This window comes from Kaarinaea lacus (assembly GCF_975902315.1).
This window is the reverse complement of sequence record NZ_CDLKIE010000078.1, coordinates 1-4480: the sequence shown is the minus strand read 5'-3', so window position 1 is coordinate 4480 and position 4480 is coordinate 1. Positions and strand designations below refer to the sequence as shown.

At 47.8% G+C, this 4480-nt stretch carries 5 protein-coding genes; all 5 read left to right on the top strand.

Annotation, left to right across the window (positions count from 1 at the left end):
- Positions 1 to 521 (top strand): hypothetical protein (locus tag ACWVCM_RS01800; RefSeq protein ID WP_455199988.1); only part of this gene is annotated, 521 nt, incomplete at its 5' end.
- A gap of 155 nt (positions 522 to 676) precedes the next feature.
- Complete coding sequence (locus ACWVCM_RS01795; protein WP_455199987.1) at positions 677 to 1072, top strand: hypothetical protein; 396 nt, start codon at positions 677 to 679, stop codon at positions 1070 to 1072.
- Positions 1073 to 1075: 3 nt separating this feature from the next.
- Complete coding sequence (locus ACWVCM_RS01790) at positions 1076 to 1450, top strand: hypothetical protein (RefSeq protein WP_455199986.1); 375 nt, start codon at positions 1076 to 1078, stop codon at positions 1448 to 1450.
- Positions 1451 to 1623: 173 nt separating this feature from the next.
- Positions 1624 to 2730, top strand: coding sequence for an efflux RND transporter periplasmic adaptor subunit (locus ACWVCM_RS01785; RefSeq protein WP_455199985.1), 1107 nt, complete (start codon positions 1624 to 1626; stop codon positions 2728 to 2730).
- A gap of 15 nt (positions 2731 to 2745) precedes the next feature.
- Positions 2746 to 4480 (top strand): efflux RND transporter permease subunit (locus ACWVCM_RS01780; RefSeq protein ID WP_455199984.1); only part of this gene is annotated, 1735 nt, incomplete at its 3' end.

Sequence of the window (4480 nt, the reverse complement as noted above, 5' to 3'; positions counted from 1 at the left end):
TGTTGAGTTACCCATTGGCTGCTTATAGCTGCGGTCTTGAGCCAACTGTTAATGGCGGCTTTTCGGTGAGCTATCCCGGATCACTTGACGTTGCTGTTGCCGTTGCAAAAGCGAGGCGTGAAGGTCTGCTGCCTGAAATGGCTCAGTCTTCTCGCTCCCTGCCCAATATAATTCGCTTGCAGGAGATGCTGGCGGATCTCCAACGACTGCAAGCACGGTTGAACGACGGACGAGTGGGAAATTCAGCGAATGACTCCATACCCTTTTCACTGGTGCTAGTAGGGCCAGGTTTGTGGTCGCAGTTTCATGTGACAGCGGATGGTGTACAGGCTAACTACCATACCAATGGTCCAGTTGCCGGCACGGTTGTTGTGCTCACTCACCATGCGGCGTTGCGTGCCATGTTAAGCGGAGACCTGAGTATCGAACAGGCCACTGAGCATGGGTTAATTAAGTATTCGGGCGGTGACATTACCCCTGTCCAACAGACATTCAAATATAGTTTTCAATCGAAAGCCTGATACAATTGGCCTGACTGGTTTAATGTTATCAAGGAAATCAATATTTGCGTGGAATCATAAGTTGTAGGGATGAGTGCGATGAAACGACGACAGAAAATATGACGGTGTTCAGTCGGAGACAGTCGCTTAAGCTTGTTTTCGCCTCGCTGTTAGTAGTGAGCGGTTGTGCAAGTTTCACACGAGAATCGGAACTGGACGCACCGCTGCGCGAATTAAGAGCATTGTTAGAAGGAAGTACATCAGAAAGTAAACGCCTGGTGCTGGTTTCCATCGCAGAGCGAATCGAAATTCGTGCGCGTGACCTGGTTGCCGAACACCGGGAGTTTGTCTCCAGTTTTGATAGTTTACTCCGTGAGTATGAAGTCACTGAAACACAAATCACACAGTTGATCGAAGCGCACGCCAGGCGTCGTAAATGGTTGCGCAACGATTTGCTGCAGCTGCAGGATGAACTTCACGCTGCTGTGTCACAGGAAGAGTGGACCAAACTTGTTCAGGTGCTGAACCAGACAAGTAAAGCGCTTGTCTCTTATACATTACCGGAAGCCTGATTAATGCCAGTACTTGCCACCCTCGCAACCATAAACTTTCTGTCTGGCTCGAGACCGGATGAAGTGAGCTTCCTGAATCCAGCAGCGTTGCGCGAGCGTTGCAAGGATCAAATCAAAGACGAAGACACCCTGGAAAAAGTAATCAAGCTCACGGAAGAATTGCAACAGTTGATGTCTCAATATCAGGATTCAGCAGCAGCGACCATAGATAAATATCGTGCAGAGTCTGTTAAATGGGAATCATCGGCGAACGGGCTCATTGAGCAATTGTCACCTTTGGATAGCGCGCGGTCTCAGACGTTAAAGGAAATTGTCCGAGTGCGGCAAGCAATGCAGGAATTACTGACTGCTGAGCAATGGCAACGGGTATTTCTCTGAGTCCGCTACATACTCCACTCATTAACGAAAAAAAACTTGGTTAACAAAAATATGAACAAAAACCTAATTTGGATCAATTTATACCCCAGGATGAAGTGCAATAATTAGTCATATTCTTAGAACAGGATTTGCTGGTAAAAAGTAGAATAAGCAACAACAGGGGAGTTGTGATTATGCCAATATCATGCTTTAAGCCGCGATTTAAGCAATCATTGTTACTTGTTCTCGTTTCAACGTTAATTGCATGTGGCGAAGAACCCCCACCTCCCACCGAAACCATACGATCTATCCGAACAATTACTGTCACTGAACCGGCATCAGGTAAAGTGCGTCGATTCTCAGGTGTCGTTGAAGCAGCCACCACTTCCAGTTTAAGTTTTGAAGTATCGGGTAATGTGCGTGAAGTGAATGTGGATGTGGGTCAAAAGATTTCCAAAGGACAGGTGCTGGCCCGATTAGATGATAAAACCTTTCGCTTAAATGTAGAAGCCGCCGAAGCGAACGTGGGTCGTGCCAATGTTGAACTTGAAGATGCTAGAAGGGAAGTGGCACGACTACAGGATGTTGCTTCACGAGGCCAGGGGTTAGTAAGCCAGCAAATGCTGGATCAGGCACAAGCCAATCAGGATGCAGCACGCAAGAATCTCAGTTATGCACAATCGCGACTTAATTTGGCAAGGCGTGATCTGGACAGAACCGTATTGCGAGCACCGTTTGATGCAGTGGTGGCACAACGACATGTCGATGCATTCCAGGAAGTGAATCGTGGGCAAAAGCTGTTTGACGTGCATGTTGAAGGTGCTATGGAGGCGGCGATTAGCATTCCCGAATCTGAAATCAAACTAATTTACCTGGGCCAACCAGGAGAAGTCAGTTTTCCTGCCGTTCAAGGGCAGGCGGTTAAAGGCGTAGTATCAGAAATTAGTAGTACTGCCGGAGCGGCTAATGCGTTTCCCGTTAAACTTACTATTCTCGATAGCGATTCAAGAATACGGCCGGGTCTTACTACCGAAGTTAGCTTAATGCTTGGCAGTGAAGAAGGTGATATGGCTTACTTAATACCCGTCCAGGCACTGGTACCGCGGGGCGCTGAATCAAAGAGTTATGTTTATGTTTTTAATGCCGAGACTTCAACCGTAAAGATGACCGCCATCGAACATGGAAGTATTCGCGATAACAATATTATTGTCGAAAGCGGGTTAAATGCTGGTGATATTATAGCCGTGGCTGGAGTGAGCTTTCTTCGCGATGGCCAGAAAGTTCGCTTAATGGAACAGTAAGCGGGCGTCACGATCATGTCTACTATTACGCGCTTTTCACTGGATAGTAATCGGCTGACGATAGTCGTCATTGCTTCAATTATCATTATTGGTCTGGTGCAGTTTTTTTCTTTTCCGCGTCAGGAAGATCCGCCCATTGTTATTCGTGAAGTGGTTGTAACCGCTTTTTTTCCCGGAATGTCGCCGGAGGACATGGAAGAGTTAGTTACTCGAAGACTCGAAGCAGAATTACGCAGTTTACCGGAACTTGCTGATATCTGGTCCGACTCCAGGCAAGGCGTTACTATTATTCATGCCGAAACCCGGGATGAGTTCGACGACCTGGATCTTGTCTGGCAGAAAGTACGCAACAGGATGTCCGATGTAAAGCCGCATCTTCCATCGGGAACTATCGGGCCATTTGTTAACGATGAGTTTGGCCTTACTGCCGTCGCGTCGGTTGCATTATGGAGCGAGGGCTTTTCCATGTCCGAGATGCGCATCGTGGCCCGCGACCTGCGCGATCGTTTATACGAGCTCCCTGGTATACGCAAGGTTCAGCTGCATGGTGTACATGAGGAGCAGGTATTTCTAAAGTTTTCAGCAACCCGCCTGGCACAATTTGGTATTACAGCCGGTGAACTGGTGAATACCCTGGTACAACAGAACGTTGTGTTACCCGGTGGACGAGTGGATGCGTCCGAACAAAATGTTATCGTAAATCCTACGGGCAACTTCCGCAGTGTCGAGGATATTGAAAATGTTGAGTTCAGGATTCCAGGCTCTCAACAAACTATTCGCCTCAGAGATATAGTCACGGTGGAGCGTGCCTATGCCGATCCGCCACGGGATATTGCTTACTTCAAGGGTAAACGCGCCGTCGTGCTCAGTGTGTCCATTACTCCTGGTGTTAATTCGGTCGTCTTCGGCGAACAACTGGTCAGTAAAATAAAGCAACTGGAATCACAGTTACCCATTGGCTACGTACTGGAGTTTGCAACCTTTCAGCCGGACCTGGTAGAAGCCGCGGTGAGCGGTGGTCTTAACAATGTCTACCAGACCATTGTGATTGTGTTGATAGTGGTCATGATCTTTCTTGGTGTGCGAACCGGTCTCATTGTTGGCACCTTTGTACCCATGACCATGCTGCTGGGTATTATTCTCATGCCATTTTTTGGTATTGAGTTTGAGCGTGTATCCATTGCTTCGTCGATAATTGCTTTGGGTATGTTGGTTGATAACGGTATTGTTATCGCGGAAGAAATCCGCAGTCGCCTGGAGCGTGGCGATGACCGAAAGCAGGCCTGTATCGAGACTGGCCGCAATCTATCAATACCTTTACTCACATCCTCGCTAACAACCATTCTTGCTTTTATGCCCATGCTGTTAATGGATGGCCAAACCGGTGAGTATGCATTCTCTTTGCCTATGGTTGTTATTCTGCTGCTGCTTTCTTCCTGGTTTTTGTCGATGTACGTGACACCTGCGATGTGCTTCTGGTTTATGAAGGTGAAGCCATCAGCAAAAGCGGCTACCAGTAAGGAATCTGAATTGGACGCTTATAACGGTGCCTTTTATCGCTTTTATCGTGGGTTGCTTGAAAAACTGTTGCGCCTGCGCGTTCTGGTATTGTTAGGCGCAGCGGGTGCCATGGTGCTGGGTGGATTTTTAGCTTCCAACATGGTGCGCGAGTTCTTTGGGCCCAGTACTGATCGCAACCAGTTTTTGGTATACGTTGATTTACCAGCACCATTTCCTATTGACACTACAC

Coding starts and splice junctions, on each gene's coding strand:
- ACWVCM_RS01785 (WP_455199985.1), top strand. CDS start 1,624: ATGCCAATATCATGCTTTAAGCCGCGATTTAAGCAATCATTGTTACTT.
- ACWVCM_RS01790 (WP_455199986.1), top strand. CDS start 1,076: ATGCCAGTACTTGCCACCCTCGCAACCATAAACTTTCTGTCTGGCTCG.